This is a genomic window from Paenibacillus thalictri (assembly GCF_004307995.1).
GTDB classification, from domain to species: Bacteria; Bacillota; Bacilli; order Paenibacillales; family NBRC-103111; genus Paenibacillus_AF; species Paenibacillus_AF thalictri.
In genome coordinates, this window is record NZ_SIRE01000006.1 from 324098 (window position 1) to 349650 (window position 25553).

General features: G+C 51.5%; 22 protein-coding genes. 6 read left to right on the forward strand and 16 right to left on the reverse strand.

The features are described 5' to 3' along the window. Window positions 1–145: 145 nt before the first annotated feature. Together EYB31_RS10225 and EYB31_RS10230 are read right to left on the reverse strand one after the other, a co-directional pair. Complete coding sequence (locus EYB31_RS10225; protein WP_131013195.1) at window positions 146–598, reverse strand: carboxymuconolactone decarboxylase family protein; 453 nt, start codon at window positions 596–598, stop codon at window positions 146–148. A 32-nt stretch (window positions 599–630) separates the two neighbouring features. Next, window positions 631–1527 (reverse strand): RNA polymerase sigma-70 factor, encoded by an 897-nt coding sequence (locus EYB31_RS10230; protein WP_131013196.1) that lies wholly within the window; start codon window positions 1525–1527, stop codon window positions 631–633. A 270-nt stretch (window positions 1528–1797) separates the two neighbouring features. On the opposite strand from EYB31_RS10230, the gene EYB31_RS10235 reads away from it, so the two are divergent. Then, on the forward strand, window positions 1798–2913 hold the full coding sequence (locus tag EYB31_RS10235; RefSeq protein WP_131013197.1) for an aminopeptidase: 1116 nt from the start codon (window positions 1798–1800) through the stop codon (window positions 2911–2913). A gap of 147 nt (window positions 2914–3060) precedes the next feature. Here the strand turns inward: EYB31_RS10235 and EYB31_RS10240 are convergent, their stop codons facing one another. The 3 genes from EYB31_RS10240 to EYB31_RS41240 form a co-directional block, all read right to left on the reverse strand. Beyond that, on the reverse strand, window positions 3061–4491 hold the full coding sequence (locus tag EYB31_RS10240; RefSeq protein ID WP_131013198.1) for an arsenic transporter: 1431 nt from the start codon (window positions 4489–4491) through the stop codon (window positions 3061–3063). Between the two features lie 245 nt (window positions 4492–4736). Continuing rightward, window positions 4737–6092, reverse strand: a complete 1356-nt coding sequence (locus EYB31_RS10245) for an RCC1 domain-containing protein (RefSeq protein ID WP_131013199.1) — start codon at window positions 6090–6092, stop codon at window positions 4737–4739. 32 nt (window positions 6093–6124) lie between these two features. Continuing rightward, a complete protein-coding gene (locus tag EYB31_RS41240) occupies window positions 6125–8182 on the reverse strand; it encodes an exosporium glycoprotein BclB-related protein (protein ID WP_131013200.1) in 2058 nt (685 codons plus the stop codon). A gap of 363 nt (window positions 8183–8545) precedes the next feature. Between EYB31_RS41240 and EYB31_RS41410 the strand changes: the two genes are divergently transcribed. Next, the gene (locus tag EYB31_RS41410; protein ID WP_165452322.1) at window positions 8546–10360 is read left to right on the forward strand and encodes a glycosyltransferase; all 1815 of its coding nucleotides are present in this window, start codon (window positions 8546–8548) and stop codon (window positions 10358–10360) included. A 149-nt stretch (window positions 10361–10509) separates the two neighbouring features. Here the strand turns inward: EYB31_RS41410 and EYB31_RS10260 are convergent, their stop codons facing one another. Beyond that, window positions 10510–11946: a (Fe-S)-binding protein gene (locus tag EYB31_RS10260; RefSeq protein ID WP_131013202.1), complete on the reverse strand. Its 1437-nt coding sequence runs from the start codon at window positions 11944–11946 to the stop codon at window positions 10510–10512. After that, the gene (locus EYB31_RS10265) at window positions 11943–13358 is read right to left on the reverse strand and encodes an FAD-binding oxidoreductase (RefSeq protein ID WP_131013203.1); all 1416 of its coding nucleotides are present in this window, start codon (window positions 13356–13358) and stop codon (window positions 11943–11945) included. Before EYB31_RS10265 ends, EYB31_RS10260 begins: the two co-directional genes overlap by 4 nt. Before the next feature lie 108 nt (window positions 13359–13466). Between EYB31_RS10265 and EYB31_RS10270 the strand changes: the two genes are divergently transcribed. Then, window positions 13467–14165: a FadR/GntR family transcriptional regulator gene (locus EYB31_RS10270; RefSeq protein WP_131013204.1), complete on the forward strand. Its 699-nt coding sequence runs from the start codon at window positions 13467–13469 to the stop codon at window positions 14163–14165. A gap of 7 nt (window positions 14166–14172) precedes the next feature. On the opposite strand, the gene EYB31_RS10275 is transcribed toward EYB31_RS10270, so the two are convergent. The 5 genes from EYB31_RS10275 to EYB31_RS10295 form a co-directional block, all read right to left on the reverse strand. Further along, window positions 14173–15123 carry an acetylxylan esterase gene (locus EYB31_RS10275; RefSeq protein WP_131013205.1) on the reverse strand — a complete coding sequence of 317 codons (951 nt, stop codon included), beginning with the start codon at window positions 15121–15123 and terminating at the stop codon, window positions 14173–14175. A gap of 121 nt (window positions 15124–15244) precedes the next feature. Further along, complete coding sequence (locus EYB31_RS10280) at window positions 15245–15583, reverse strand: L,D-transpeptidase (protein ID WP_131013279.1); 339 nt, start codon at window positions 15581–15583, stop codon at window positions 15245–15247. A 358-nt stretch (window positions 15584–15941) separates the two neighbouring features. Then, complete coding sequence (gene gucD / locus EYB31_RS10285) at window positions 15942–17408, reverse strand: alpha-ketoglutaric semialdehyde dehydrogenase GucD (protein WP_131013206.1); 1467 nt, start codon at window positions 17406–17408, stop codon at window positions 15942–15944. Window positions 17409–17543: 135 nt separating this feature from the next. Next, window positions 17544–18443 carry a fumarylacetoacetate hydrolase family protein gene (locus tag EYB31_RS10290; protein WP_131013207.1) on the reverse strand — a complete coding sequence of 300 codons (900 nt, stop codon included), beginning with the start codon at window positions 18441–18443 and terminating at the stop codon, window positions 17544–17546. Window positions 18444–18572: 129 nt separating this feature from the next. After that, entirely contained in the window at window positions 18573–19334 is a 762-nt protein-coding gene (locus tag EYB31_RS10295; protein WP_131013208.1) for an IclR family transcriptional regulator, read from the reverse strand. 301 nt (window positions 19335–19635) lie between these two features. Here EYB31_RS10295 and EYB31_RS10300 point away from each other — a divergent pair, with 301 nt between their 5' ends. The 3 genes from EYB31_RS10300 (at window position 19636) to EYB31_RS40150 (ending at window position 22663) form a co-directional block, all read left to right on the forward strand. Beyond that, the gene (locus EYB31_RS10300) at window positions 19636–20640 is read left to right on the forward strand and encodes a C40 family peptidase (protein WP_131013209.1); all 1005 of its coding nucleotides are present in this window, start codon (window positions 19636–19638) and stop codon (window positions 20638–20640) included. 170 nt (window positions 20641–20810) lie between these two features. Beyond that, a complete protein-coding gene (locus EYB31_RS10305; RefSeq protein ID WP_240762270.1) occupies window positions 20811–22397 on the forward strand; it encodes an LTA synthase family protein in 1587 nt (528 codons plus the stop codon). A gap of 62 nt (window positions 22398–22459) precedes the next feature. After that, window positions 22460–22663 carry a hypothetical protein gene (locus EYB31_RS40150; protein WP_165452323.1) on the forward strand — a complete coding sequence of 68 codons (204 nt, stop codon included), beginning with the start codon at window positions 22460–22462 and terminating at the stop codon, window positions 22661–22663. A gap of 80 nt (window positions 22664–22743) precedes the next feature. Here EYB31_RS40150 and EYB31_RS10310 read toward each other — a convergent pair whose 3' ends face one another. The 4 genes from EYB31_RS10310 to EYB31_RS10325 all read right to left on the reverse strand — a co-directional run bounded on the left by EYB31_RS10310 (window position 22744) and on the right by EYB31_RS10325 (window position 25535). Beyond that, a complete protein-coding gene (locus EYB31_RS10310) occupies window positions 22744–22947 on the reverse strand; it encodes a hypothetical protein (RefSeq protein WP_131013210.1) in 204 nt (67 codons plus the stop codon). 230 nt (window positions 22948–23177) lie between these two features. Then, complete coding sequence (locus EYB31_RS10315; RefSeq protein WP_131013211.1) at window positions 23178–23909, reverse strand: ABC transporter permease; 732 nt, start codon at window positions 23907–23909, stop codon at window positions 23178–23180. 1 nt (window position 23910) lies between these two features. Then, a complete protein-coding gene (locus EYB31_RS10320) occupies window positions 23911–24624 on the reverse strand; it encodes an ABC transporter permease (protein ID WP_131013212.1) in 714 nt (237 codons plus the stop codon). Then, window positions 24621–25535: an ABC transporter ATP-binding protein gene (locus EYB31_RS10325; RefSeq protein WP_131013213.1), complete on the reverse strand. Its 915-nt coding sequence runs from the start codon at window positions 25533–25535 to the stop codon at window positions 24621–24623. The genes EYB31_RS10320 and EYB31_RS10325 overlap by 4 nt, the downstream gene beginning before the upstream one ends. Window positions 25536–25553: the final 18 nt, after the last annotated feature.

Consider the following 25553-nt stretch of genomic DNA (forward strand, 5'->3'; position numbering starts at 1 on the left):
ACAGGTGATTATAAAAACCTGTTACTGTTTGGTTGAGCATATTAGCTAATGGTCAGCCCTGTTTTGCTATAATATGATCTTGTTTGCTAACCGCCGAGCCGCCGCACCACTACCGCCGGCCAAACTCAGCCCCGCTTCAGCCGGCTTATTCCTGGTCGAAGCAGCCCGGGAACATCCCGGTTGAAATCGCAATCCGGTTCCAGTTGTTGATCGTGTTGATCGCCATAATCAGCGTGGCATATTCGGATTCGTCATAATGGCTGCGCACTTTATCGTACAGAGCGTCGGTAACGCCGCCTTGCGAAATCAGCGTCACCGCTTCGGTCAACTCCAGCGCCGCTTTTTCCTTGTCGGTGAAAAATGTCGTTTCTCTCCAAACGGATATCAGATTGATTCTCCGTTCCGATTCCCCCATTTTCCGCAGATCGGTCGTATGCATATCCAAGCAAAAAGCGCAACCGTTGATTTGTGAAGCGCGAATTTTAATCAGCTCGTATAAAACCGGATCCAATCCGCTGCTTTTGATAAATTGTTCAAGCTTTAGCATTGTGCGGTATACTTCGGGATTCGCTTTCTGATGATTGATTCTTACTTTCATATGGATCTCTCCTCCTGAAAATTTATCTTTCACTAATCAAGACAATCGAGTGCCCCGATTTGTGACGTGAACTTGATTAATTTTTCAGGATTCAAAATGATATATACATCGGAAATATGATGCTCGCTGTTAAATGCAAACAACATCAGCTTAACCGGCTCGCCATCGCGCAGGAGGAGCAGCCCCATTTGTCCGTTCACGACAAGTTTATGCAGCGTGCCTTGAAGCGCTCCTTTGCCTTCGATGCCTTGGAAGAAAGCAGCGATCCGCTCGCTGCCCAAGATAGGCCGGAACGCAGCGCGCACTTTGCCCCCGCCATCGGATACCAGCGTTGCGTCTTCGGCCAGCAATTTGACGAATGCGTCAAACCGGCCGGTCTTCACCGCCGACATAAACGTATCCGCAAGCTGCGATGACACGGTTGACTCCGGAAGCGTGTCCGATTCGCCCATAGGCAGCTTCCGTTTAGCCCGGCTGAATAATTGGCGGCAGCTTGTTTCCGTTTTATCTAAAATATCGGCGATATCCGCATATTCATACGACAGCGCTTCCCGCAGCACAAACACGGCGCGTTCCGGCGGTGTCAGCTTTTCCAGCATGACAAGAAATGCATAAGATACGGACTCGTGACGGATCGCCGAGTTTGCCGGATCTGCGTCAGCGCCGTCGTACAACGGTTCCGGCAGCCATGGGCCGATATATTCCGTTCTTTTTTTCGCCGATGAATGCAATACATTAATGCAGCGGTTCGTCACCGCTTTCATGAGGTACGCTCTCCAGCTTTCCACCGCTTGGGAATCCGGTTTGGCGGGCAACCCGGCAAATACATCCTGGACAATATCCTCCGCATCGCTGGCCGAACCAAGCATGCGATACGCGACGGCAAACAGCGGCTTCCGGTAATCCCGGTACAAAGACTCCAATTCCAATGCATGTTCCCCCTAACCCTATACAAACGGCCGCAATTTGATTGATTATAACAAAAACTTCTGATCGAAGCCATTTCGATGAAGTACATTCGTGTCTTAGCGGAAGTTTTTGTTGCAATCTCAGAATTCTTGAGCTCCGCTCAAAACTTATAAATTCTGAGATTTAAACAAAAACTTCTGATCGAAGCCATTTCGGTGAAATAACAAATTAGGATTCTTTGGAAAAGTTGAATATAATAGAAGAGAATAAACGACAAAGGGTGATTGCTTATGTTAGATCCACGACTTGAACGTCTGGCCGATGTATTGGTGAATTACTCAACGAGGGTGCAGCCGGGCGAAAACGTGCTTATCGAAGCATTTGGCATCGATAATGCGTTAGTTCGCGCCATCGTGCAAAAAGTACATAACGCCGGTGGACGGCCTTACGTCAACCTGCGGGACCATCAGGTGACCCGCGAGCTGCTGATGAACTCCACCGAAGAGCAAATCAAAACATGGGCCGAGTTTGACGCGGTCCAAATGACGAACATGCAGGCGTATATCGGCGTGCGCGGCGGCAATAACATATACGAGCTGTCCGATGTGCCGGACGAGAAGCAGCGGATGTACAATACGATGTACAATCATAAGGTGCACTCTTCCATCCGCGTCAAAAAGACCAAATGGGTCGTGCTGCGTTACCCTAGCCCTTCGATGTCCCAGCTTGCGTCCATGAGCACGGACGCATTTGAGAAACTATATTTTGACGTCTGCACAATGGACTATTCGAAAATGAGCAGCGCCATGGATGCGCTGGTCGAATTGATGAATAAAACCGATAAAGTGCGCTTGATTGCGCCGGGAACGGATCTCAGCTTTTCGATCAAAGACATTCCCGCCATCAAATGCGCCGGCGAAATGAATTTGCCGGACGGGGAAGTATACACCGCCCCTGTGCGCGACAGCGTTAACGGCGTGATCTCCTACAATACGCCAAGCCCTTATAACGGATTTGTATTCGAAAATGTGATGTTGCGTTTTGAACAGGGCAAAATCATTGAAGCGACCTCCAACGACACGGAACGCATTAACAAAATTTTCGACACCGACGAAGGCGCGAGACATATCGGCGAATTCGCCATCGGGGTTAATCCTTTTATCCGCGAACCGATGAAGGATATTTTGTTCGACGAGAAAATCGACGGCTCCATTCACTTCACGCCGGGCCAAGCCTACGACGAAGCGTACAACGGCAACGTCTCCGGCATTCACTGGGATATGGTGCTCATTCAGCGTCCGGAATACGGCGGCGGCGAAATTTATTTTGACGACCGGCTGATCCGCAAGGACGGGCGGTTTGTCATACCCGAGCTGGAAGCGCTGAATCCGGAAAATCTGAAGTAGCTGCCGGGAAAGAACTATCCTCACCTTGTATAAAAAAGCCTCGACTTGCGGTTCAACAAATCGCTGCCATAAAGGCACGACTTGGGTCTGCAAGCGAGGCTGTTTTTTCATTTATGCGGCGTGCTGCGGATAAGCTTTGGAATGCTATTAACGGGAATATCTTCCTATGCTCTCCTGCCGTTTCCGTTTATTGCCGATTGAATAGCGAAGCAGTTTGTATAGGCATCCCCCACAAGCAACAATGACAGTGATGATGCCCATCGACAACCACACATTCATCCCCGATGTGCGGATCCACTCAAGCCAAATATACAACCCGGCAAGGGTAATAAATAAAGTCGGCACGGTCAACATAATTCCCGCTTTGAAGTAGCCGCCCCACGTAATTTTCACTCCTTTGCGTGAAAGTACGTGCAGCCAAAGCAGCGTGGCCAGCGAACCGATCGGCGTAATTTTCGGTCCCAAATCGCACCCGATCACATTGGCGTAAATTAAAGCTTCCCGAATAACGCCTTGCGTATCGGTTCCCTGAACCGCCAGCGCACCAATCATCACGGTCGGCAAATTGTTCATTACCGAAGAGAGGATTGCTGCGATAAAGCCCATGCCAACGGACGCAGCGAACAAACCTTGATCCGCCACCGCTTGAATGACTCGCCCCAACAGATCGGTCAATCCGGCGTTCCTCAGCCCGTACACCACTACGTACATCCCAATGGAAAAAATGACAATCGACCAAGGGGCTTCCTGGATCACGCGGTTTGTCTCGACACTTTTACTGCGCCGGGCGGCGGCAATAAGCATAATCGCCGCGGCTCCGGCTACAACCGATACGGGAATATGAATAAGCGGACTCGTAAAATAAGCGATCATCAATATCGCCAAAATCACCCACGATAGTTTAAAGAGCTTCCAGTCCTTGATCGCCTCGGACGGCTTTTTGACATCGCCGATTTCGTACAACCGCGGGATGCTTTTTCGATAAAACCAATACAATACAAGCAGGCTCGCCGCCAAAGAAAACAAGTTGGGGATGATCATCCGGCTGGCATATTGTGCAAAACCGATGCCGAAATAGTCCGCCGAGACGATATTAACCAGATTGCTGATGACAAACGGCAGCGAAGTCGTATCCGCAATAAAGCCGCCGGCCATAATAAACGGCATGATCATTTTTTGCTCGAACTTTAGCGCCCTCACCATAGCAAGCACAATCGGCGTCAATATGAGCGCCGCCCCGTCGTTCGCAAACAACCCCGAAACGACCGCCCCAAGCACGACCGCATAAATAAACATCAGCCTGCCGTTTCCTTTGGCAAACCTTGCCACGTGCAGCGCGGCCCATTCGAACATGCCGATTTCATCCAGCATCAGCGATATGAGAATGATGCCGACAAACGCGAGCGTTGCGTTCCAGACAATGCCGGTTACCGCACCGACATCGGCCAAGCTGACCACGCCAAAAGTAAGCGCCAAAACCGCGCCGCCACAAGCGGACCAGCCGATCCCAAGTCCTTTCGGCTGCCAAATGACGAAGGTTAAGGTTACGATAAAAATAAAGATAGCTATGATGGACATGATGCCTCCGGTTGATTAGTTGAAACTATTTACGTATGTTTTAAATTGCTTGGCCCAATGCGACATGCTTATTGTAGCAGGCAATGAAGTAAAAATACATCCCCAAAAACAAATGGCAAGTTGTCATGTTATACGTGCCGCTGACCCATTTGAACCAGTTGCGTCATAATCTAATTTTCATAAAAAGCAGCCTCACTTGCTTTAAGGGCAAATGAGGCTGTTTGTACATAATAATGAATCCTTTTTTACTTCTGAGAAGCAGAAATTCCCTTCACCGGCTTGGGAGTCAGCTCGATCGCTTGACCTTCGCTTCCCAATTGGCCATACATGTTGGTCCCCCATGCATAGATGGTTCCATCCATGCCCAGCGCGATGCTGGCATAAGTTCCAGCGGCAATCTGGCTTGCTTTCAGACCGGTGACCTGTACCGGCTCGTTCCGGTGCTGCTTAAGCTCGTTTCCAAGCTGTCCGTAGCTGTCGGAGCCCCAAGACCAGACGGTCCCGTCGCTCTTAAGTGCCAAACTGTAATAAGCACCTGCCGAGATGGCAACCACATCAGCAAGTCCCTTAACCTGAACGGGTGCAAGACGTTCCACATTGGTTCCGTCGCCGAGTTGCCCCATGCTGTTCTGTCCCCAAGACCAGACCGTTCCATCGTTCAGCAGTGCCAGGCTGTGGTCAGTCCCGGCAGATATCGCTTTGGCACCATGAATGGTGCTCAACTTAACCGGAGCTGCGCTCGGCGTCTTGGTCCCGTCCCCAAGCTGTCCTTTGTCGTTTTCCCCCCAAGACCATACACTTCCGTCTTTGCTAAGAGCCAAGTTATGTTTTGCCGCCGCAGTAATCGCCGCAATGTTTTGCAAACCTGCAATCTGACCTGGCTTGGACGGTCGTTTGTCTCCGCGGAAACTCTTATCTCCGAACGCGCTGAACCCCCAGGACCAGACCGTTCCGTCTTGCTTTAATGCTAGTGAATGTGACGCTCCTGCCGCAATGGCGGCAATGCCGCTCAAAGCGGGAACTTGAACGGGCTCCTTGCGATTTTCTGACGTGCCGTCGCCAAGCTGCCCGTAATGATTGCTTCCCCAAGCCCATACGTTTCCGCTTTGGCTAAGCAATAAGTTATGGCTGCCGGTCACGATGGCAGATGCCGTTTCAAGGCTATATACCTGCTTCGGAACGGAAGCTTCTTTGTCACCCGCTTTGCCGCCCCAGGACCATACAGCGCCTGCTCCGTCAATAAACAGGCTGCGATCCGTCCCCATGCTGATGCGGCCGCTATACGTAGAATACGTTACCGTCGTTACCGCCGCAGGATTTATCTGCGGTTGAACAGGCGGCGCGAAGAAAACTGCCGGCACTTCATTCGCAGTTCCGTAGGTAGCGGAAGAAATTGAATCGTACGATTGCGACGTTCCGTAAACCGAAGAAGTCACATTGGCAGCGTAAGAGGTCGAAAGATGCGAAATATGGGCATTGTATGTAGATATCCCGCCTTGACTTTCACTGCTGGTCAAGCTATCCGCACCGTAACCGAAAGACGAGTTCATCAGCAGCATTACAGTACTGCAAAGCCACAGCGCTTTATTTTGTCTACGCAATTGCGCCAATCCTCCTTTCCGCTAGACAATATTTAGTCGATACTGACACCTGCGCTTGCATTACCTGCTAGCGAATTGACCAAAGATAATCCAGTAGCAGTTGCGGAAAACACCATAAGCAGGCGATCTCCTGCAGTAACGGGAATGCTCAAGCCTGTAGTTAAACCGCTGGTTACCGTACCAATACTCAGTACGCCTGTAAATGGAGGAGCTAACGTTACAATTGCGCCAGGAATCGCAGTAAAACTATTATTACTAACCCCTGAACTAACACTAAATAATTGTGCCGTCAATGTGATCGTGGATCCTACCAATGACAACGCAGTAGTATTGCTAAAGAATGCTGCAACTGATGTGATCGTCCCACTGCGTGGAACAGTAAAAGCATAATATATCGGTTTACCGGATGCATTGTTTAGGTCAATAGTCCCGCCCGATATGGTGACAGAATCGGTGCCATTATTATTGCCGAATCCAATTAAGCCCACACTGCCAGTCAAACCGCCAGCTATTGTTGAAATAGTTATGGGAGAACCGGAAGCAAACGGAATAATCGCTCCGGCTCCGGTGGCACCAGTAGCTCCCGTGGCTCCGGTTGCACCTGTCGCTCCGGTGGCACCTGTTGGGCCAGTTGGACCGATATCCCCTGTCGCTCCGGTGGCACCTGTTGGGCCTGTCGGACCGATATCTCCCGTGGCTCCGGTTGCGCCAGTAGGGCCGGTGGCACCTGTCGCTCCGGTTGGGCCAGTTACTCCGTCCGCTCCGGTGGCACCAGTGGCTCCCGTAGGGCCGGTGACACCTGCCGCTCCTGTTGCACCAGTGGCTCCCGTGATACCCGTTGCCCCAGTCGGGCCAGCTACACCTGTCGCTCCAGTTACACCTTGTATCCCTTGCAGACCCTGTGCTCCTGTGGCACCTACTGCTCCATTGGCCCCCGCAGCTCCTGTCGCTCCGGTTGCACCTGTCACTCCCGGTTCACCCTGCGGACCGACCGGACCTTGAATCCCCATGGAACCGCCGGATCCCGACGGTCCTGACGGCCCGGTATCCCCTTTGTCTCCTTTTTCACCCTTCTCGCCCTTTTCGCCTTGAGCTCCGGCTGGTCCCGCCGGGCCTTGCGGACCTGCTGGTCCGACTGACGTCGATTCGCCTTGTACCCCGGCAGGCGGTTGGGTTTGCGGTTGGGTTGCAGCAGTGCCCGGCAGTTCGATCAAGTAAGCAAAGCCATCTTTATGCACCACGGAAACAAGTTGACCTACTTTAAGCGCGTCGAAGTTCTGAGGTTGGGCCGAATTTTTATCGTAATATTGAGTGCTTGCAATAAGTACAAATTTTTGAGAATCGGCGCCTGCGGTTACAGTCACGCTATTCTTGTCAAATGCGGACAAAATGCCGTTCATAACCGTATTGGACAGCTTTACGGAAGTGTCCGTATTTCCGCTGCTAATGTAAGGCAACGCGTTGCTTAAAACCGCGGCCATCTGAGCCCGGGTAATTAAATCCTTCGGTTTAAAATTGTTATCCGCAAAACCTTCAACGATCTTCAAGCTTGCCGCTGCATTGACATATCCCCGCAGAGAAGGCGTAATATCCGAAGTATCTTTAAATACCCCGGTGTTACCTGCGAGTCGTTCCGCATCGGCCTGACGACCAATTGCACGGATAATAACCTTAGTTGCCCACTCTCTGCTGGCAGGCTGCTGTCCCCAAATACCGGAAGATGACGACTCATCTTGAACGGTAAGCAGACCTTTTTTCATCGCCAAGGAAACGGCGGATTTGGCCCAATCATCGGCTGTTAATGCCGGATTTGCCGAAGTTTCTTGAGCCGCTTCTTTTTCCAGTCCCAATAGGCGGATAAGCATAAGCACCGTTTCTTGCTTAGTCACGTCGCTTTGCGGATTAAACATGCCCGCATTGTCGCCGGCGATAATATCAAGCAGCGCCAATTTGGTTATGTACTTCGTAGCCCAAGGGGCTGTATCGGTATCTTTGAAGTCGGGTGTCGCCGCCGAGGCGATTTGCGTTGCCGGGGATAATGAGACGAGCAGTGCCATGGCTGCTGACGATTTTTTGATTTGATATCGCATTTCATGCCTCCTAAAAATTATTGATAGAGAAAGATAACATCGCCATGAATCATAAGACTTAAGACCTAATTCCTCCCAAGCAGCGGCTCCATGTCCACATTGTTCAGAGCCCTCTTCATCCCCCTTAAGAACCAGCAACTTTACTACAGTGTAAAATAATATCACAAATTTAGTCGCATGAAATATAAAAAATGATTAAATTTGACGTTTTGTATAATAATTCACATAATGATGTTCTATTAGTTTCCCAAAATATTTGATAAGATTAGTTCAATAGGATTATCAATCGACTGATACTTTGGGGGAAATTGCGGATTACTTGCAAACTTCTCGATTTTACAATACAGAATGGAGATTGTTCCGATGACGGATATCGTATTATTTGCGCAGCACATTGAAGCGCTTCAGGAATGCATCGTAAATATAAGACTTTCTACCCAGGATCCATACCGGCTTATTGTAGTGTTTGAGGAATCTTCCCCGTTAATCGAACAATGGTTGGCTCAGCAAAAGGATGTCAGCATTGTTCACTCCAAAAAAGGAGCCGGTGTTGCTGCCGCATACAATCTCGGGGCAGCTGCCGCCGTCTCATCTCACATTGTACTGATGCGCGAATATATGTATGTGAGCGAAGGTTGGCTCAGCAAATTAAACGAATGCTTTGAGCAGCACAAGCAGGCGGCTATGGTAGGGCCGGTCAGCAACTCCGTCAGCGGCGCGCAAAATTATCCGTTAATGACGGAAAATCCGAAGGTTGTGCATTATTACACCAGCAGCTTGAGCATGACCAAAGGCCGTTTTAAGCGCGTGCCGCGGCTCTTAAGCCATCTCATTATGATCCGGAAGGAAGCTTTTGACCGTTTGGGCGGCTTTGACGAAAGATTTGAGAAGGAAACTTACGAAGACGATGATTTGTGCTACCGTGCATTACAAGAAGGTCTCGAGCTTTATGCGGCTGAAAACTGCTTTGTTCGTTACGAACGGAAATTCGGCGAATATGCCGACAATCTGTCATCGTATGGTCAGCAGCTTACTAGGAACCGGGCGATAGCTTTTGAGAAATGGGGTTTAGATTTATCCGGGGAGCTCAGCTCCTGGAAAAAACCGATTACGATAAGTCTCTGCATGATCGTTAAAAACGAAGAAAATACGTTGGAGCGCTGCCTTTCAAGCGTCCAAGGAATCGCCGATGAAATTGTCATCGTGGATACCGGCTCTACAGACCGCACCAAAGAAATTGCCAGCCGTTTTACCGACTGCATCTACGATTTCATATGGATCGACGATTTTTCCGCCGCACGCAATTATGCTTTTGCACAGGCAACACAGGAGTATATTTTATGGCTTGATGCCGACGACGTATTATTGGAACAGGATGCCGTCAAACTTCGTGCTCTAAAGCAAGCTTTGGTATGGGATACCGACGCCGTTTCGATGCATTACAATTTGTCCTTCGACGAAGCGGGCAACGTAAGCTCCAGCTTGCGCAGAAACAGGCTGGTGAAGCGATCCAACGGATTTCGCTGGATCGGCTTTATTCATGAATATTTGCAGGTTTACGGAAAAATCGAATACGCCGATATTGCCGTTACGCATGACCGGAAACATACGCAATCTTCGCGAAATCTCCATGTTTACGAGCAAAAAGAAAAGGAGAACCTGCACTTTTCCACAAGAGATTTGTACTATTATGCAAACGAGCTGTTCGACCATGAGCTCTGGGAGCGGTCATTGCATAAATACGAGGAGTTTCTGAATCGGGCAGACGGGTGGATCGAAGACAGAATTAATGCCTGCGGTCGTGCAGGCGATTGTTTGGAGAAGCTCGGGAGAATATTCGAGGCCAAAACCAAAGCGCTGCAATCCTTCGCTTACACGCTGCCCCGTGCGGAAAATTGTTGCAGATTGGGATATTATCATATGATGGAAAACGATTATCCGGGAGCCATATATTGGTATAAAACAGCCGTCTCGCTAAGCAAGCCGGATAATCCCCAAGCTTTGATCCAGCATGCCTGCTGGACGTGGCTGCCCCTTATTCAGCTCTGTGTCTGCTACAGCCGAATTGGCGACAACGAAACGGCAAATCGTTACAACGAACTGGCAGCGGCTTTTATCCCAAGCGACAGCCGGATTCTACACAATCGCACTTATTTTCAAAGCTTGAAGCAGGCATAAATACAAAGCCAATAGGCGGCGGCTATCCGGCAAAGCCACTATACAAAAACAAAACTGCATCCCCTTGTCAGACGTTAGCCGACAAATGGAGATGCAGTATTTTTGGGAGAGATTAGCTGTAAGGCATTCCTGAAAAAAGGCGCCTGGTATTATTTCTTGGCGATCCGCTCATATAAGAAGTCGACAATGTGTACGGCCTGCATCTGTCCCGACATTTGCTCTTTTTCGATGCCAAGCTTCATTTGCAGCAGGCAGCCTGGATTGCTGGTCAGCAAATACGAAGCTTGCGTATCTTTCACATGCTCCATCTTGTGGTCCAATATTTGCCCCGACATCTCCGCTTGAATCAAATTATAAATGCCGGCCGATCCGCAGCAGCGGTCGGACTGCTTCAGCTCGACAAACTTCGCATGTTCAACCCGGCTCATCAAATTGCGCGGCGCGTTCGCTGAACGCATGACGTTGCGCAAATGGCACGAATCCTGGTAGGTGAATACGAGTTCGGAGCTGTCGGCCGTTTGAGAAACACCATTCATTCCGGCTGATCCGCTGCCTTCCGCGAAAGCCGTGCCCTGACTCCGCTCCGCCGACGCGTCGAATTTCGGTATGCGCCCTTTTTCCAAAATGATCTGGCTAATATCCTTCACCCGCTGCGCAAACCATGCCGCATCCTGAGCCCATGTTTCATCGTCGTGCAGCAGATGGTCGTATTCGACCAGCAGCGCGCCGCAGCCCCCTGCATTGGAGATGATGTAATCGACTCCCGCTTCGCGGAATGCGCGAATGTTCGCTTTAGCCAGCTCTTTCGCTTGTCCGGTCTCGCCACTGTGCGCATGAAGCGCTCCGCAGCACGTCTGATTGTCCGGAATGACCACTTCAAATCCGCATTCGGACAGCAGCTTCACCGTATTCACATTTGTTTCCGTAAACAACACGTCCATGATGCAGCCGCGGAACATGCCGACACGGGCAATCTTCTCGCCGACCGCTGGAACGATCGTGCGGCCAAGCTGCTGCACGACGCCTTGCGACGAAGCATCAGGCAAGATGCGCTCCATCTGCTCCATATGTTTCGGAAACAGCTTCATCACACCTAAGCCGCGGACTGCGGCACGCAAGCCGCTTTTTTGGTATACCTTCAAGCCAAGTCCGAGCATCCGCATCCGTTTCGGGTGCGGGAACAAGTGTTTAAAAGCAAGCGAACGCGATGCATTGATCCACGCTCTATGCTCCGTATGCTCTTCGATCGCGTCCCGCGTCTGCTCCAGCAGATGGCCGTATTTGACGTCGGACGGACATACCGGCTCGCAAGCGCGACAGCCGAGACAAAGATCCATCTGATCTTTGAACTTCTGATCCGGCGCCATATAACCGTCAACAACCGCCTTCATCAAAGCAATCCGCCCGCGCGGCGAAGCCGCTTCCAGTCCGGTTTCCTTAAACGTGGGGCAGGCCGGCTGACAAAAGCCGCAACGCATGCAGTTGGTCAACTCGTCGTAATTCAGCGTCAGCTTCATCCGCTCGGCAAGCAGCCGGGAATCGCCGGACACCTCCTGTTTTGGCATCGTTTGCTGTTGTGAACTCATCGCTGTACCACCACTCTTTTCCGGGATTGCTTGGCAAACATTTTGCCGGGATTCATGATGCCATTAGGGTCAAATGCCCTTTTCACCGATTTCATCAGCTCAATACCCGCAGTACCGACCTTCCATTCCAAATACGGCGCTTTGACTAAGCCCACTCCGTGTTCGCCGGTAATCGTCCCGCCCAGTTGAATCGCAGCATCGAATATTTCCGCAAACGCTTCTTCGACGCGATGGATCTCATCTTCGTTACGGGCGTCCGTCGGACATGTCGGATGCAAATTGCCGTCTCCAGCATGACCAAACGTACAGATTTCGAGATTGTATTTTTTTGCGATCCGGTTAATTTCCGTGACCATGTCGGCAATCCGCGAACGCGGCACGGTGGCATCCTCCAGAATCGTTGTCGGACGGATCCGCGCGAGTGTCGACAAGGCGCTGCGGCGGGCCAACATCAGCTTATCGGCCTCTTGCGCGTTCTGCGCCACCTTCACTTCGGCTGCCCCTTCTTCATAACAAATGCGGATAATTTGCTCGATGTCGTTCGCAACGACTGTTTCATCGCCGCCGTCCTGTTCGATCAGCAAAATCGCGTCCATGTCGAGCGGCAGCCCGATTTTGTTAAAATCCTCCACGACCCGAATCGTCGGGTTGTCCAAAAACTCCAGCGTGGACGGAATGATCCGGTTGCCCACGATTTGCGACACGGTGCGCGCCGCTTGATTGATGTCTTTGTACATCGCCAGCATCGTCTTTTTGTACTTAGGCGCAGGCAGCAGCTTCAGAATCGCTTCCGTCACGATAGCCAGCGTACCTTCCGAACCGACAAGCAGCTTTGTTAGATCGTAACCCGCCACGTCTTTATACAGCTTGCCGCCGGTGCGGATGATCTCGCCTGAAGGCAGCACCGCTTCCAGCCCGATGACATAATCTTTGGTTGTGCCGTATTTCAAGCCGCGCAGGCCACCGGCATTTTCCATAATATTGCCGCCGATCGTAGATACCACCATCGAACCCGGATCAGGGGGATAAAAAAGGCCCAGCGCCTCCACTGCCATATGCAGCTCTTTCGTATTTAAGCCGGGCTGAACGGTGGCCGTCAAATTGCTCTGATCGATCTCGATCAGCTTGTTCATCCGGTTCATCACCATGATGATGCCGCCTTCAACGGCCACCGTGCCGCCGCACAAATTGCTGCCCGCCCCCCGGCCGATCACCGGAATGCGCTGCTCGTTGCATAAGCGTAAAATTGCCGACACCTGCTCGGCCGACGACGGATAGATCACACCGTCCGGCAGCGCTTGCACCATCGGCGTAGCATCATATGAATGCGCTATAAGCGACTCCGGATCGTTGCGAAAATTCGCTTCGCCTACAATTTTGCGAAGCTGCCCCACAGTAACTTCCGTTAACATACCGCACCTCCATGATATGTAAAACTTTTTCAAAATTTCATCAGGTCATCTGATGACTTTACACCGATTATACGTTATCATTAAATTATTGTATAGGGGGTTGACGGCATGAATTTTGAGCAAGTCCGGCCGAAGAAAGGGTCGGAGATCGTTTTGGAGCAAATCAAGTCAAGAATAGAAAGCGGCGAGCTGCCGCCGGGAACAAAGCTGTCTTCCGTGGTAGACCTTGCCGCCAGTTTCGGCGTGGGCAGATCGACGATCCGCGAAGCGTTAAGCGGGCTTAAAGCGATGGGATGGCTTGATATTCAGCAAGGCGGCGGAACCTACGTCAGCAAGGAGCTGCCGAAAGAGAGATCGTCCGCGGCGGATTTATACCAAAGCGAACCTTTCCGTGAAGTGCTGGAAATGCGGAAGTTTATCGAAACCGGCTGCGCATCGCTGGCCGCCGCAAGAAGAACGGATGATGACGTGGAGGAGCTGGAGCGAATACTGCGTACGATGTCCGAAACTATCGGAGACGAAGCATTGGGGGAACAGGCGGATATCGCCTTCCACCTGCAAATCGCCCGCTGCGCCCGTAACTCCTTGCTGCTGCAGACGATGGAATCGCTGCATCAAAGGCTGCAGGACAGCATGAAGGAATCGCGGCGGCTGTGGTTTTTTGGCGAGCGGGCTTCTGCGCAGCGGCTGCTGGCAGAACATACGGCGATTTTCGCCGCGATTAAACGGCAGGATGAAGCGCAGGCCGCGCAGCTGATGGCCCAGCACATCGACAAGGTCGATTCCGTGCTGCGCCAGCTGCTGTAGCTCCTTTTTACAACGCCCAATGCCCGCGGATAAATTCGAACATTCTGCGGTTTTGTCTGCCGCCCGTTTCATGGCCATGGAACGGGTATGTATACAGCAGTTTCTCGGATTCGATCCGGTTGTAAGCGGCAAACACCGTTTCCGGCATGCAGACAGGATCTTTTAGACCTACCGATACAAGCACGGGGATGCGGATGCGATCAGCCAAATTCAGCATATCAAAATAGCTCAGCGTCTCCAGCACCGGCTCCAGGTGCTCGGGGAACTGCCTCACGTAATCGGCAGCTTCTTTCAGCGAGCTGACCGAATTAAATATGCCCAAATCCATATGGCACATGTTCGGAATATCGGCCACCGCAAGCGAATGAGTCCCGCCAAGCGCCGATGCGATCAAAGACAACCCGCCGCCTTGGCTTGCGCCGACGACGGCGATTTTGGCTTGGTCCACCTCCGGTTGGGCCGCTGCGGCTTCAACCGCCTTTAACGCGTCCACCGTGATCGCCATATAATAACAGCTGTGTTTGTCCAAAATATTTTGCGTCATCCAGCCTTTCGACATGCCATGCGACTGGGCAAGCCGGTTTCCCGTTTCTCCGCTCTGTCCCCTCACATCGACAGCAAGCACGGCGATACCCGCCAGCAGCCATTGGGCATATTTCTCAGGGAACCCTTTGCCGCCCGTATAGCCGTGAAACAACACTACGCACGGCACTTGTTCCCGTTTGCCGGGGGGAAGCAAATACCAACCATGAATGGGCGTATCGTCAAAACCTTCGTAAGTCAGACGATAAGTTTCCATCAGCGGAAACGGCGTCTCCACCCGTTCTCGGACCACGTTCAGCGGTTTTTGTTTAAAATGCTGCAGCTTCTCTTCCCAAAATACGCCTAGATCCGGCTGCGCCGTCAAATCAGGCCGGTATTCCGTCCATTCCTTGATTTTTTTGTCGATTGCGTTCATTGCTGTCACTCCTAAAAGTTTTTGCGCCAGCAAAAACTGGCATCGGAAGCATCGGCTTGTGCGTAAGATGGTGATATGGGTTAACTTGTCACTGGTTGATTATGATTTTTACTCTGGTCGATTACGATCTAATTGTAACCCTCGTGCCGATGGACACCTGGCTGGCCAAATAAACGACCTGTTCGTTGAACATCCGGATACACCCGTGAGACACCATTTTCCCGATTGAAGAAGGGTCGTTTGTCCCATGAATGCCGTAATGAGGCTTTGACAAACCCATCCAATAAGCTCCGAACGGGCCGCCCGGATTCGGCACCTTGTTCATAATAACAAATTCCCCGTGCGGGGTCTGCAGCGCGATTCGCCCGATGGCCACGGGAAACGTGTGGATGACGGTATTGTCGTTAAGCAGGTGCAGTTTCCGGTCCGTCAGATCTACGATAATGCGGTGCATAAGCATCACTCCCTCAGGAGTTATCGTATGCCGCCTATAGCCGCCGCGTCCCTTGCTCTCGTAGTAGTTCCAGTAGCAATCCGCTGGTTCAGGCCATTCGGCAGACCGTCATCATTACATTTCGGCATATCCGTATCGTTTCCTGCTTGCCGCCGTCTATCGGCCGCTTGCCACCGACAAAAGAAGAGAGCGGTTGCCGCCCTCTTCTTTTGCGTGATACGTTCTTTCATATTTTCTTACAGGATCGCGCTCGAGTCACGTCCCTCATCTGCTTTGCTTGCCGTAATCTTTCTTCCGGCGTTTATTGTCACACTTTCCAAACCGCACCATGCAATCGGAAACGTGAATTTCCTCTTTTTACCTCTCAGGGCTTCACAAACACGGTTTTAATCGACGTGAAAAATTCGATCGCAGCCTGCCCTTGCTCCCGCGAATGCGAGCTGGACATTTTCATCCCGCCAAACGGAGCCTGCAGCTCCACTCCGGCCGATTCCGCATTAATTCTGACGAGACCCGCATCCATTTCGCGGATAAACTCGAGCATGCGCCCGATGTTGCGGGTGAAAATTGAGGCGCTTAGACCAAACTTCACATCGTTAGCGACATCCAGTGCTTCCTCGACCGTATCCACCTTCATCAGCCCAATGACAGGACCGAAAATTTCCTCTTGCGCAATCGTCATTTCCCGGCTGACGCCTTCAAAAATCGTCGGCTCCACGTAAAATCCGGCTTCCAAACCGCCTTCGGTTAGCCGTTTGCCTCCAAGCAGCAGGCTAGCCCCTTCTTCAACGCCTTTATCAATATACGACAACACCGTGTTCAGCTGCGATTCGCTGGCGCACGGTCCCATCCAGATACCGGCCGCAAGGCCGTCTCCGACCGAAATCGCCTTTGTTTTGGCGACCAGCTTTTCTTTAAAAGCTTCGTAAACCCCCGCCTGAACAATGACCCGGCTGGTGGCCGTGCATTTCTGTCCGGTCGAGCGGAACGCGCCGCTGATCGTCGCTTCCACCGCCAAATCGAGATCGGCGTCGTCGGCAACGATTACAGGATTTTTGCCGCCCATTTCCAGCTGGTATTTGGCCCCGCGCTGCAGCGCGCCAAGTCCTACCTGCTTGCCGACCGTATCCGAACCGGTAAATGTGATGCCATTAGTGTCCGGATGATCGATGATCCCCTGTCCAATCACGGAACCGCGGCCCATCACGTAATTGACCACGCCGCGCGGCAAACCGGCCTCGTGCATGCATTCCACGATTTTGGCTGCGGTGACGGCCGTTTCTTGAGCTGATTTAAACACAACCGTATTGCCATAAATAAGCGCGGGAGCCATTTTCCAAATCGGAATCGCTACAGGAAAATTCCACGGCGTAATGACGCCGACCACACCCAGCGGAACGCGGGTCGAAAACATCAGCGCTTCGCTGTCGCTCGACGGAATGACATCGCCGATTTTGCGCATGCCTTCTCCCGCGTAATAACGCAGAATGGCGACGCCGCGGGCTGTCTCCCCCTTCGCTTCGGGGAATGTCTTGCCCATCTCGCGGGTCATTGTGCTGGCGATATCGTCAAGCCGCGCTTCGATTGCGTTGGCGATTTTGAATAAAATATCGCCTCTTGCCGCACCCGACAGCTTTCTCCAGGCCGGAGCCGCCGCTTTCGCCGCAGCAACGGCACTATTCAAGTCGGAGATGTCCGATAGCTGCACATAACCGACGATATCCCCGCGGTTAGCCGGATTCAAGCTTGGTTCAGTGCGTCCGGTGGCCGATGCGCTCCATTCGCCGTTGATATAGTTTAAACATAACTTCGGTTCTGCCGTTGTACTCATATGTAATCGGGCCTCCCTCAAAATAAATGATACCGCTTAAATTTGTTGATCTCCGCATAAAAATACTTGCCGAAACACCATTATAATCTTTGCCGCGGCATACGGCATTAAGCCCATTATAGCGCTCGCGAAGCTTTAAGCCGAATGCTCCGCCGTCGCTCCCCCGCGCACCGGATTCACCAGAACCCCGATATCGGAGATGGAGATTTCGATCCGGTCCCCATCCGCCAATGTGAACTCGTTAGGCGGCACGATACACGTTCCCGTTAGCAAAACGGTGCCGTCAAACAAAACATTATCGCGGCACAAGAACGATACCAGCTCATCGAATCTGCGCTTGAGTTGTCCTGTCGAAGCCGTGCCCTCCACAGCAAGTACGCCGCCGCGGAATATACGGCATGCCAGCTGAAACTGATACGGATCTTCGACAGTTTCCGCAAGCCGGATCGCCGGGCCGATCGCACAGGAATTGCGCCACATTTTGGCTTGCGGCAAATAAAGCGGGTTCTCGCCTTCAATGTCGCGGCAGCTCATGTCGTTGCCAATCGTGTATCCGACGATGCGGCCCGATCTTGTCAGCACAAGCCCCAGCTCCGGCTCGGGGATTTGCCACTGCGAATCGCTGCGCAGCTGCACCGGCTGTTCAGGTCCGACGGTACGCGCCGCTGTCGACTTGAAGAAGATTTCCGGACGTTCGGCGTCGTACACTTTATCGTAAAACGTCGTGATATCGAGCTTGCCGCCGGTGGCTTCATAATTGCGCGCTTCGCGGCTGCGCTCGTAAGTCACTCCCGCCGCCCATACTTCAGGGGCCTCAATCGGCACAAGCAGCTCCAGTTCCTCCAGTTTTGCCGCGAGCGGACTTGATTGCTCTATGGTTTGTCTCACGAGCGCCAGCGGTTCTGTTCCCTGCTCGTCGGCCAATGTGACCAACTCCATAAAATGCTGCTGCGGAAGCGCATACACCACGCCTTCATCCGTAACGGCGGCAAGTGTCGCCTGTCCGCTTTCTCCTGCGAAACGAATAATTCTCATCGATGATTCCTCCTTAATATGTTGAAGAGCTTCGATTCCATGAAGAAGTGACAACGATGCGGTAAGAAGCTCTTTAAAAACGATTTCAAACACGGGAATCGCACTCGTATAGCAGATGCAGGGGTTCGGCTACCTTGCCCTGTAGCCCATCTGAGCGGATATGTCGGCAGCCGCCTGCCTGAGCAGCGCAATGCACGAATCCAGCTCCGCTTCATCTACGCTGGAGGTTAATGTGGAAATGCTAAGCGCAGCGGTAACCCGCCCTTCATAATTGTACAGCGGTACGGCGGCGCAACGCACGCCGGGTTCATTCTCCTCATGATCGATCGCTACGCCGGCAGCCCGGACGGCTGCAAGCTCCTGCACGAATTCAACCTCGCTGCCGATCGTTTTGGCGGTCTGCTTTTCATAGATGTAACCTGCCAGCAGCTCCTTCAACTCGGCCTCCCCCATGAAAGCCGCCATCGCTTTGCCGACGGCACTGCAATGAAGCGGAATGCGCCGGCCTATGCGGGAATAACGAATAGCCGCCCGCGGTCCTTCCACTTTATCGATGTAAACCCCGGCTTGACCGTCCAGCAGGACCAAGTTGGCCGTTTGCCCGGTATTTGCCGCCAAATCGAGCAAATATTTGCGGGCGATACCGCGAATGTCCATCGACTGGAGCAGCAAATTGCCGCGTTCAAACAACTTCATGCCCAGCCTGTATTTGCCGGACGCGCCATCCTGTTCGATATAACGCTGAACCTGCAGCGTTTTCAACAAAGAATGAACCGTGCTTTTGTGCAAATTCATTCTTTTGCTGATATCGGTTATTTTCAGCTCGCTGTTTTGTTCGTCAAACAAATCGAGTATTTGCAAAGCCCGTTCCACGGATTGAATGATCGGCATAAAAAACTCCTGAAATTTGTTCTATACTATAAAACTCTATTTGATAATATAGCATCTTTATACATTTAACTATATTATATGCCGATTGGATCGGCAACCATTTTTTTCATGCGGGCCGTCTCCCCAGTTGGATACATTTACCGGAAACTTGACCCCATTAATTTCACCAATTTCCTGCGAAGTGTATGTGGTGGAAAGATACGCTAGTCTATTTGGTAATAATTACACTTTAAAGTTTACATAGTTGCATGTTATTGTTAACTAGTAACAAAAAATCCAATACACCCATGGAGGTACCAGAATGAACAAAAAGTGGACAGCTATGCTTTTATTGCCTGCTCTAGCGTTTGGAATTCTGCAAGGAGGAGCGCAAACGGCGAACGCTGCTTCAACCGGCAAAATCGTCAGCAGCGTCAGCTTCCGTACCCAGCCAAATACCGGTTCTTCGGTCATGCGTTATTTGAAAGCCGGCGAAACCGTGCAAATTCTCGAACAAGTCAACAGCTATTGGTATAAAGTAAAAGCTTCCGACGGAGCTTCCGGCTACGTTAGTTCCCAGGCGCAATACATAAGCGTCAGCGGCAGCTCTTCTTCCGGCGGATCAAGCTCTTCCAGCGGGTCAACCGGCACCATCGTCAACAGCGTCAGTTTCCGCACACAACCAGATACCGGCTCCTCTGTCATACGCTATCTAAAAGGCGGGGAAAAAGTACAGATTCTCGAGAAAGTCAACAATTATTGGTATAAAGTGAAGGCTTCGGACGGAACCGTCGGTTACGTCAGCTCTCAGTCGCAATACATAACCGTAGGAGGCAGCTCCTCCGGCGGATCAGGCTCTTCCGGAAATTCGGGCTCAGGCACCACATCCAGCGCGGCAGCCAAAGTCATCGCCGCGGGCAAGAAATATTTAGGCACTCCATACGAGTATGGATCCGACCGTTCCAACACCAAAACATTCGATTGCTCGGATTTTGTGCGCCAGGCATTTAAAGATGCGCTGGGTATAACCCTTCCGTCCAGCTCGCGCACCCAAGCCGATTATGTAAAAGGGAAGGGCAACACAACAACAAACTGGCGGGACTTGAAACCCGGCGATATCATGTTTTTTATGGATTATAAAGGAACGGCCGCATCCAACTATACCGGCATCAACAAATCGAAGCAGACGATCTCCCATTGCGGCATCTATTTGGGCAACGGACAAATATTGCATACCTACTCCAAGGAGTCGGGTGGTGTGAAAATCGATTCGATAGCCGGGAAGCACTGGGAATACCGGTTTGTGTTCGGCGGCAGTGCGCTGTAATTATATGTATAAATAATTTCATGTACAAGCCCTCCATTTTCGCTTCCACAGCGGAGATGGAGGGCTTTCGCACGTCAGTTTTCGACTTTTCTATTCGTCATATATCGCTTTCATTCATGTACATGATATAATATGGACGTCTTGTCTAACCGATGTCGAGGAGCTTCTGAATGTCCATTTTAAATCGCCTGAAAATCATGAGCCTCAAGTTAATCTCCAAGATCAACGCAAGAACGAGAATAACCGTTTTCCGTCTAGGCGGCCTATTTGCAGTGGCCCTTCTGCTGTTATCCGTCACTTCTTCGTTTTATGAAAGCGGTAACCGGAAGATCGTGCTCACCCCCGTTTCCCAGCTTTCCGGCGAGCAGTTGCAAAAAAAGCCAAACATTATCGTTGTGCTCAGCGAAGCGTTCTGGGATCCTACCGTAATGGAGAATGTCAAGTTCAGCCGCGACCCGATTCCTTTTTTCCATGCGCTGGCTGGGCAATATTCAAGCGGGTGGCTGTTTTCTCCCCAATTCGGCGGGGTCACCGCCAATGTCGAATTTGAGGTGCTCACAGGCAACTCGGTCCGCTTCTTGTCGACGGATACCGTGGCATACGAGCAGCATGTCAAAACAAATATCGATTCGCTGGCAAGCATTTTGTCCGGACAAGGCTACACCGCCAAAGCGATCAGCCCGTTCCACAATTGGTTCGCAAACAGCCGCGAGACGTATCAGCGGTTTGGCTTCTCGCGATTTATCAGCATGGAGTTTTTTAATCCGAATGAATATGAAGGACCTTATTTGGCCGACCGGGCTGTCGCCAAACGGATCATCGAAGAAACTCAGAAAACGGACGGTCCCGATTTTATTTACGCCAATACGATGGAAAACCACTATCATTTCTGGCCCGGTAAATTCAAACACAATACGATTGATGTCAAAGGAGATCTGCCCCGTGTCGACGCCGGTCTGCTGGAAACATACGCGCAAGGAATCAGCGACGCCGACCGGATGCTCGAACAGCTTGTCAGCCATTACAGCCAGTCCGGGGAGCCAACCGTCATCGTCTTTTTCGGCGATCATCTGCCTTTTCTCGAAGACGACTACATGGTTTATGTCGATGCCAAATACATCAGCGGGGAAAGCGATCCCGATTTCCTGACCAAAATTCATCGTACACCGGTGATCGTCTGGAACAATTTTGCCGGTAAACCTCGTGATGACTTGAATATCAGTCCTTCGTTTCTCAGCCCTTACGTTCTCCATTTGGCCGGGCTTCAGGGGACCGACTATACGAATTATTTGTACGATTTATCGCGTAAAATTCCCGTTATTCCGCCCAAGGAATACTACGAGAAGTTTCACATCCAGGAAGCCGACCTACAGGAATACGAACAGCGGCAGCAGGCGATGCTGGCCGGCGAGTTGACGGACCAAAGTCCGCGGTCGATCGCCATGGGGTACGGCGACCCTGCCTTGAACGATTACGAACCGAAGGAAATTACCGCCGGCGATTCGTTTCGCACGGATGCGGGCCGTTCCACTCTGATCGTGAGAGGCGGACCTTTTGGACTCGGCAGTACCGTATTGATCGACGGCAAGCCGCAGCCAACGACGTGGCAGAGCGAATCCGCATTAACGGTCGTTTTGCCTAAGGAGACGTACGCTTCACCGGGAAGCCTGGATGTACAAGTGAAAGTGATCGATGAGAAAGAAACGGTATTGGCCGAATCCAAACCGGTCCGTATTAAGGTACTAAGCAAACCGTAGTTGTATCGAGAAACAAAGGAGCCCTCCCTGCTTGTAACGGGGCCATTGAAAAAGCAGCTTAAGTGAGCGAAATCATGCTGGAGAAGCGCCAGCGTTCGCTTTTGTCCCCGAATTTCACCTGCCGCAAGCAGGTACATTCAAGAAATTCGGGGACAATTGGCGATCGGAAGCATGATTCGCTCATGCAGCGTTCACTTTTTTCAGTGGCCTCGCTTGTAACGGGGAAGCGCTCCTTTTGTTTACATCGGATGCGTGTCGCTTGGTAAGAGGATTTCATCTGAATGGACGTGATGAGGTGAATACGTATAAGGCGGCGGGCGGGATACAAATGTTCATTGCCGTTCGATTACGATGCGCAGGATAATGAAGCGGAGCCGGATGTTTGCCCGAAGTTGGCGGCTGCTCTTAACTCATCCAACAAGAGATCCAATTCTTTTTGCAGGGTGTGCAGTTCTGCGTAGTATTGTTTTTGCTTGGCATTTAACTCATAAGGCGTCATCTTGATGAATACGTTGTACTCCTCATTGCAGCTGTTCGCAGTAACTTCCATTCCTACCCGCTCCTTTTTTATAATCTCTCTATAAGGTTGATGGAGGTGCTAATGGAATATTATTACACGAACCATAGGCCAGTCAATATAATTGATTAAATTTTCTGAAAATTAACAATTTGGTCAAACTTTGAAGCGGTTTCAGACACATTTTACTGCAAAACAGTCATTTTTGCACAAAACGAAACCCGCCACCAGCTTATGACCACTGATGGACGGGTGATCGCTGCCTATATTTCCTTCCGCTGAAAATAGGTCAAGCCGGCGGCTGCAAAAAGCACAAAACTGCCGGTTATAATAAACAGCAGCGTTTCGAATGAGACGTTAAACGCGCCGAAGTTTTTTGACGCCGCCGGAATCATCGACAACACCGGTTGGGCCCAAGGATAATAAGGCCCGTAGTCGGACGAGTTCACGATCAGCATGTTCGGAACCGTGAGGACGACATTCAACGCAAGCGGCGCTGCAAAGCTGGCCCAAGCAACGGAAACGAACAATTGCAGAGCGGCCAAAGGCAGCGATGCAATCCATCCCCCCAGCACGCTTTTCCATAAAACAACCCACGGCACGGCCTCGTGAATGCCCCTTGCATACCCGACCGCCAGCAAGAAAGCAAGGAATAATAACTGCGTAAGCGCCAGGATCGCAACCACAACCGCAAACTTCGCCGCATAAAGCGTCGTGCGGGACATCGGCAGCGACAACAACTGCTTCCAGCCGCCTCCGGCGTGCTCGTACCGGCATACAAATGCGGCGAAGACACCTGTCAGCAAAGGCAGAAACAATATGGCGTGCAGTACGGCCATAGACGCGAGCAACTGCTCCCATGCATGCGTTTCGTTTAACGTCTGGCCAAGTCCCGCCAAAGCCGAAAGCACCGGGCTGACAAAAACAAGCAGCCAAATGTTCGATTTGCGCATCTTGAGCCACTCGGAGCGTACGACATTAGCAAAGGTCCGCATGTTAGTCCACATCCTTTCTTGTGAAATGGACGATGCCGACGGCCAATATCACAGCTCCGGCAGCTGCGCCGGCATAAACCGAATGTTCCGGCTGGAGGGCTCCGCCGGCTAACAAAGGCCATTTCCACAACAGCCAGTCCGGCAGCATCATGGAAAACGGAGAGAACACCGCGCCGACAATACCGAAGGTTAACGGAACGGCTTGATTCCTCATCGTGACCGACAACCAAATTTGCAGCGCCACGATAGGCAAAGCGGCTATAAACGGATAAAAACTCATTTGCAAAATGCCGGACAGCGAAAAATCCGCGCCAAACCGCAGCGCAATTCCTAATCCGATCGTACCAACCGCAAGCAGCAAACATGACACGCAGAGCAGCATGACACACAGCGCAAATTTGGCAAAAAATACGTCGGCCCGAGAAATCGGCAGCGCCAGCAATTGCTTCCACGCATGGGTCTGATGCTCAATATTGGCAATCATGGAGGCTACAATCGTTATCCCGAGCAGCAGCGTGATCGGAACAAGAAATTGAATCTCGCCGGTCAAACCGCGCCATAGATCGTTAGCGTACCGCCCTGTCAAATAATCGTAACGCAGGCCAAAATTGACGGCTTCCAGCGTTATGATACCGACGGGTCCAAGAAAGATCAGAAACCATATCGCCTTCCGGCGCATTTTCAGCAAATCGGCGGACAGCAAACGTGTGATCATAAGCTTGTCCCCTCTCCCACCATTTCGATGAAAATGTCCTCGAGTGATTTTTTCACCTCTTCAACGCGATAGATGGCATGACGGGCATAAACCAGCTGCTCCACGACATCGGAGACGATATCATCGGAAACATGATCTAGCAGCAGCTCAGCATCGCGAAGTTCCGCGCGGCACCCCATCGACAGTACGGTTTGCAGCGCATTGTCGGGCGAAGACACAATGAGGCGAATTTTACTGTTGGACCGCTGCCGGAGCGTTTCGATCGGCGCTTGGAACACCAGCGCCCCGTCGCGGATGACACCGACTTTGGTCGCCATTTGTTCCACCTCGCTGAGCAAATGGCTGGATACCATCACCGTAATGCCGTGCTGCTTCGGCATTTCCTTAATCAGCTCACGGATTTCCAGTATTCCGGAAGGATCCAGTCCGTTCGTCGGCTCGTCCAGCACAAGCAGCTCCGGATTGCCCAGCAGCGCGGCCGCTATGCCCAGCCGCTGCTTCATGCCAAGCGAATACCCTTTGACCGGACGTTTCGCTTCTTTGCTCAGACGGACTATGCCAAGCACCTCGTCAATCCGCGATTTCGGCACGCCGAGAATGCAGCGGATCGCCTCCAAATTTTCATAAGCCGTCAAATGGCCGTAATACGACGGATATTCGACCAGCGAGCCCACCTTGCGCAAAATCGCCAGCTTTTCTTTCTGCAAATCTTTTCCGAATATGCTGATCGATCCTTTGGTCGGCTTGATTAATCCGAGCAGCATGCGGATCGTCGTTGTTTTGCCGGCGCCGTTGGGCCCCAGAAAACCGTAAATATCGCCTCTGCCGATTTCCAGATTCACTTTGTCCACCGCTATGCGGGAGCGGTAATGTTTGGACAATTGATAAGTTTGAACTACGTATTCGCTCATCTTTGATCACCCCGCTAT

Coding starts and splice junctions, on each gene's coding strand:
- EYB31_RS10225 (WP_131013195.1), bottom strand. CDS start 598: ATGAAAGTAAGAATCAATCATCAGAAAGCGAATCCCGAAGTATACCGC.
- EYB31_RS10235 (WP_131013197.1), top strand. CDS start 1,798: ATGTTAGATCCACGACTTGAACGTCTGGCCGATGTATTGGTGAATTAC.
- EYB31_RS10240 (WP_131013198.1), bottom strand. CDS start 4,491: ATGTCCATCATAGCTATCTTTATTTTTATCGTAACCTTAACCTTCGTC.
- EYB31_RS41240 (WP_131013200.1), bottom strand. CDS start 8,182: ATGCGATATCAAATCAAAAAATCGTCAGCAGCCATGGCACTGCTCGTC.
- EYB31_RS41410 (WP_165452322.1), top strand. CDS start 8,546: ATGACGGATATCGTATTATTTGCGCAGCACATTGAAGCGCTTCAGGAA.
- EYB31_RS10260 (WP_131013202.1), bottom strand. CDS start 11,946: ATGAGTTCACAACAGCAAACGATGCCAAAACAGGAGGTGTCCGGCGAT.
- EYB31_RS10265 (WP_131013203.1), bottom strand. CDS start 13,358: ATGTTAACGGAAGTTACTGTGGGGCAGCTTCGCAAAATTGTAGGCGAA.
- EYB31_RS10270 (WP_131013204.1), top strand. CDS start 13,467: ATGAATTTTGAGCAAGTCCGGCCGAAGAAAGGGTCGGAGATCGTTTTG.
- EYB31_RS10275 (WP_131013205.1), bottom strand. CDS start 15,123: ATGAACGCAATCGACAAAAAAATCAAGGAATGGACGGAATACCGGCCT.
- EYB31_RS10280 (WP_131013279.1), bottom strand. CDS start 15,583: ATGCTTATGCACCGCATTATCGTAGATCTGACGGACCGGAAACTGCAC.
- gucD (WP_131013206.1), bottom strand. CDS start 17,408: ATGAGTACAACGGCAGAACCGAAGTTATGTTTAAACTATATCAACGGC.
- EYB31_RS10290 (WP_131013207.1), bottom strand. CDS start 18,443: ATGAGAATTATTCGTTTCGCAGGAGAAAGCGGACAGGCGACACTTGCC.
- EYB31_RS10295 (WP_131013208.1), bottom strand. CDS start 19,334: ATGCCGATCATTCAATCCGTGGAACGGGCTTTGCAAATACTCGATTTG.
- EYB31_RS10300 (WP_131013209.1), top strand. CDS start 19,636: ATGAACAAAAAGTGGACAGCTATGCTTTTATTGCCTGCTCTAGCGTTT.
- EYB31_RS10305 (WP_240762270.1), top strand. CDS start 20,811: ATGTCCATTTTAAATCGCCTGAAAATCATGAGCCTCAAGTTAATCTCC.
- EYB31_RS10310 (WP_131013210.1), bottom strand. CDS start 22,947: ATGGAAGTTACTGCGAACAGCTGCAATGAGGAGTACAACGTATTCATC.
- EYB31_RS10315 (WP_131013211.1), bottom strand. CDS start 23,909: ATGCGGACCTTTGCTAATGTCGTACGCTCCGAGTGGCTCAAGATGCGC.
- EYB31_RS10320 (WP_131013212.1), bottom strand. CDS start 24,624: ATGATCACACGTTTGCTGTCCGCCGATTTGCTGAAAATGCGCCGGAAG.
- EYB31_RS10325 (WP_131013213.1), bottom strand. CDS start 25,535: ATGAGCGAATACGTAGTTCAAACTTATCAATTGTCCAAACATTACCGC.